Source organism: Mycobacterium sp., from assembly GCF_039583805.1.
Taxonomy (GTDB): Bacteria; Actinomycetota; Actinomycetes; order Mycobacteriales; family Mycobacteriaceae; genus Mycobacterium.
This window is the reverse complement of record NZ_JAVKSH010000042.1, coordinates 1-4,008: the sequence shown is the minus strand read 5'-3', so window position 1 is coordinate 4,008 and position 4,008 is coordinate 1. Positions and strand designations below refer to the sequence as shown.

Below are 4,008 nucleotides of genomic sequence, written 5' to 3'. Positions count from 1 at the left end.
GTGAAGAACATCACCGTCTCGGTGTCTGAAGACGTCTACCGCCGGGCACGGATTCGGGCCGCAGAGCTTGGCAAGTCACTGAGTGCTCTCGTTGCCGAGTTCTTGACCTCGCTTTCCGAGCACGAGACGGAGTTCGCCCGGCTGGAGGCGAAGCAGCGGCGGCTCCAGCGCGAAATCCGCGGCTTCAGCGCACGTGACCGCCTGAGCCGCGACGAAATCCACGACCGTGCGGTTCGTTGACACCAACGTCCTGCTTTACGCGATCTCGCGCGATCGGCAGGAACGCGACAAGGCAGAGCGCGCAAACGAAATCCTGACCGCCCGGGACGTGGCGTTGTCCGTTCAGGTCTTGCAGGAGTTCTACGTTCAGGCCACCCGCAAGAGCCGCTCGGAACCGCTCGCCCATGATCAGGCCGTTGAGTTGGTGGAGTCGTTCATGCGCTTTCCCGTGGCGCCCACCACCACGGAACTTATGCTGGCCGCCTTTGCGACGCATCGGCGTTTTGGGATCTCCTACTGGGACGCCGCGATCCTCGAGGCCGGCCGATCGCTCGGTTGCGATGTCGTCCTCTCCGAGGACCTGAGCGATGGCGAAGACTACGCCGGCGTGCGGGTGGAGAATCCATTTTGAACTGATCAATATTGACGCCGAGGTGCGCCTCGACTGCCCGATGCAGCCTTGAGGCTGGTCAGCCGTGCGATGACACCGAAGTCGTTGTCGCGGGATCCCAACGCGCTACAACAGGTAGCGGTAGGCCGGCGAACCGGGCTCGATCGCTTCGACGTGCAGATCGGTGGCCCGGATCCGGGCCAACAAGCCGCCGAGGTCGGTGGCCGACCCCAGCTCGATACCGACCAGCGCCTCACCGGTCTCCCGGTTGTTGCGCTTGACGTATTCGAACAACGTGATGTCGTCGTTGGGCCCGAGCACCTGGTCGAGGAAGCGGCGCAACGCGCCGGGCTCCTGCGGGAAGTCGACCAGGAAGTAGTGCTTGAGGCCGAGGTGCACCAGCGAACGCTCGAGTACCTCTCCGTAGCGGGAGACGTCGTTGTTGCCGCCGGAGATCAGGCAGACCACCGTCGACCCGGGTTCGACGTCGGCGTCGCGCAGCCCGGCGACCGACAGCGCCCCCGCCGGCTCGGCGATGATCCCCTCGTTCTGGTAGAGGTCCAGCATCGCGGTGCACACCGCGCCCTCGTCGACCGCGGTCACCGACACCATGTCCCCGGCCGCGGCCAGCACGGCGTAGGTCAGCGCGCCGGCGCGGCTCACCGCGGCGCCGTCGACGAACTGGTCCACGGCGTCGAGGGTGACCAGCCCGCCCGCGGCGAGCGCAGCCATCATGGCCGCCGCGCCCGCCGGTTCGACACCTAAAACCTTGGTGGCCGTTGTGCATTCGGCAAGGTAGGTGGTGATCCCGGCGATGCAGCCGCCCCCACCGACCGGCACCACGACCAAGTCCGGCTCGGCGCCGAGCTGGACGAGTATTTCCGCGGCGATGGTGCCCTGGCCGGCGATCACCCGAGGGTCGTCGAACGGGGGCACCAGCGTCGCGCCGGTGCGCGCCACGTCGTCGAGGGCCGCGGCGGCTGCCAGGTCGTAGGTGGACCCGCCGACGATCAGCTCGATGAACTCCCCGCCGTGGTAGCGGATGCGGTCGCGTTTCTGCCGCGGCGTCTTGGCCGGCACGTACACCCGCCCGTGGATGCGCAGCGCCCGGCAGGCGTAGGCGAAGCCCTGGGCGTGGTTGCCGGCCGACGAGCACACCACCCCGGCCGCGGTCTCCTGCTCGGACAGCTGCACCAGCAGGTTGTAGGCACCGCGCAGCTTGTACGAGCGCACCGTCTGCAGGTCTTCGCGCTTGAGGTACACCGTCGCGCCGGTGGCATCCGACAGCCGCTCGCTGAGCTGCAGCGGCGTGGCCGTGACCACCCCGGAAAGCCGCTCGGCCGCGGCGTCGACGTCCGCCGCGGACAGCACCGGCGCGCTCGGACTCGGTTCGGCGGACACCGGTCAATGGTGCCACGCGGCGCTTTCCGCCGGCCCAGGCGGCTCAACGCACAGGCGTCAGCACGAACACCGGAATCTGGCGGTCCGTCTTGGTCTGGTAGGTCGCGTAGTCGGGCCAGACCTGCACGGCCCGTTGCCACCAGGTCGCCTTCTCCTCGCCGAACACCTCGCGCGCGTCGTAGTCGCCGGTGACGGTGCCGTCCTGCAACTCGACCCGCGGGTTCTTCTTCACGTTGTAATACCAGACCGGGTGCTTGGGGGCGCCGCCCAGCGACGCCACGATCGCGTATTCGCCCGCATGCTCGACCCGCATGAGCGGGGTCTTGCGGAGTTTTCCGGTCTTGGCGCCAACCGTGGTCAGCAGGATCACCGGCTTGCCCTGCATCTCGGTGCCCTCGGTTCCACCGGAGGCCATGTACTTCTCGGCCTGGTCACGAGACCAGTCCAGCGAGCTCGGTGCGTAGTCCCCGGAAAGCGGCATGGCATCACCGTACCCGCCGGGAAGCCGGGGAAACCGCGCACGCGGGCTGTCGAGCGGGTCGCGCTCAGAAGCGACGGCGTCGGGATCGACTGCCGCGGCGCGCTGCAACGCCTCGCGCACGGTGGTCGGACGGGTGGCCGTAACCGATCAGAGCACGCATCGGGCCGACCCGCCGAGGAGTAGGTTCGCCACCATGACGGCCACCCTGATCAGCGGCGCGAATGTGTGGGATGGGATCTCGGACTCGGCGGCGCCGCGGCAGGTGCTGGTTGTCGACGGCCGCATCCGGCAGGTCGGCGACACGGTGGCGGCGCCGCCGGACGCCCACTTGGTCGATCTGACGGGGCACACCGTGACGCCGGGATTCATCGACTGCCACACCCATGTCGCGGTGATCCCGCCGCTGAGCCCGGCGCTGGCCGCCGACTCGAGTACGGCGAAGGCCCTCAAAGCCCTGCCGGTGCTGCGGGCCCTGCTGCTGGGCGGGTTCACCACGATCCGCGATCTGGGCTGCGGCGACGTCGACTACCCGACGGTCGATCTGCGTGACGCGGTAGCGGCCGGGATCATCGAGGGTCCGCGGATGCTGGTGGCGCCGCATATGATTTCGGCGCGCGGCGGCCACGGCGACTTCAGCGCGATGGCCGCCGATCAGTACCAGGGAACGTCGCGGCGACTGGAACTGGCCGCCGCCGACGGCGCCGACGAGATCCGCACCCGGGTCCGCCAGGAGATCCGCGCCGGCGCCGACTGGATCAAGTTCGCCGCGACCGGCGGCTTCGCGTCGCCGTCCGACGATCCCGGCCAGGCCACCTACAGCCAGGAGGAGATGGACGCACTGGTCGCCACGGCCGCCGACCTGGAGGTGCCGGCCACCCCGCACAGCTACGGCGACGAAGGCATCCAGCGGGCGGTGCGGGCCGGTGTGCGTAGCATCGAGCACGGCAACCTGGCGTCGGCCGAGAGCCTGCGCATGATGGAGGACGCGGGGGTGTTTCTGGTGCCGACCCAGTACGCGATCCTGTCCGGCGCCCGGCGCGACGACGACGACCCGATGTGGGCCGCCGTGCCGGAATACGCCCGCCGTAAGGCCCGCAAGTACCGCGTCCCGCTGCTGGAGGCCGCCGAGCGGGTGGCCGCCAGCAGCGTGCAGATCGCCTTCGGCACCGACGCCGGCATGTTCCCGCATCACGACAACTGGCAGGAGTTCCCGACGATGGTCTCGACGGGCATCTCTCCGCTGCGGGCCCTGCAGGCCGCTACCAGCGTCGCCGCCGACCTGCTGCGGCTCGACGAACTCGGCGTGATCGCCGAGGGCAAGATCGCCGACCTGATCGCGATGCCCGGCGACCCGTTCACCGACATCGAGGTCACCGGCCGGGTGGACTTCGTGATGAAAGAGGGCGTGATCTATAAGGATCCGGCGGAGCGCCGTTCACCGGGTTGAGAACAGCTGGCGATTTTGTTGGTCGGTAGTGGACGCACGGTAGTTGTCGGACCTGTCTGAGAGCATTTG

Annotated in this window: 5 protein-coding genes; 3 read left to right on the top strand and 2 right to left on the bottom strand. The window is 68.8% G+C overall.

Going from position 1 to position 4,008, the window contains the following annotated elements; all coding sequences use genetic code 11:
• Window positions 1-240: hypothetical protein (locus tag ABDW21_RS07690; protein ID WP_343710263.1), on the top strand; the 240-nt coding region annotated here is incomplete at its 5' end.
• Window positions 227-631 carry a PIN domain-containing protein gene (locus ABDW21_RS07685; protein ID WP_343599018.1) on the top strand — a complete coding sequence of 135 codons (405 nt, stop codon included), beginning with the start codon at window positions 227-229 and terminating at the stop codon, window positions 629-631. The genes ABDW21_RS07690 and ABDW21_RS07685, both read left to right, overlap by 14 nt.
• A 105-nt stretch (window positions 632-736) precedes the next feature.
• Here ABDW21_RS07685 and ilvA read toward each other — a convergent pair whose 3' ends face one another.
• Together ilvA and ABDW21_RS07675 are read right to left on the bottom strand one after the other, a co-directional pair.
• Window positions 737-2,011, bottom strand: a complete 1,275-nt coding sequence (gene ilvA, locus ABDW21_RS07680) for a threonine ammonia-lyase (RefSeq protein WP_343599020.1) — start codon at window positions 2,009-2,011, stop codon at window positions 737-739.
• Window positions 2,012-2,054: 43 nt separating this feature from the next.
• Entirely contained in the window at window positions 2,055-2,492 is a 438-nt protein-coding gene (locus ABDW21_RS07675; RefSeq protein ID WP_343599022.1) for a nitroreductase family deazaflavin-dependent oxidoreductase, read from the bottom strand.
• Window positions 2,493-2,685: 193 nt separating this feature from the next.
• Between ABDW21_RS07675 and ABDW21_RS07670 the strand changes: the two genes are divergently transcribed.
• On the top strand, window positions 2,686-3,939 hold the full coding sequence (locus tag ABDW21_RS07670; RefSeq protein WP_343599023.1) for an amidohydrolase family protein: 1,254 nt from the start codon (window positions 2,686-2,688) through the stop codon (window positions 3,937-3,939).
• The last annotated feature ends 69 nt before the right edge of the window (window positions 3,940-4,008 follow it).

Coding starts and splice junctions, on each gene's coding strand:
- ABDW21_RS07675 (WP_343599022.1), bottom strand. CDS start 2,492: ATGCCGCTTTCCGGGGACTACGCACCGAGCTCGCTGGACTGGTCTCGT.
- ABDW21_RS07670 (WP_343599023.1), top strand. CDS start 2,686: ATGACGGCCACCCTGATCAGCGGCGCGAATGTGTGGGATGGGATCTCG.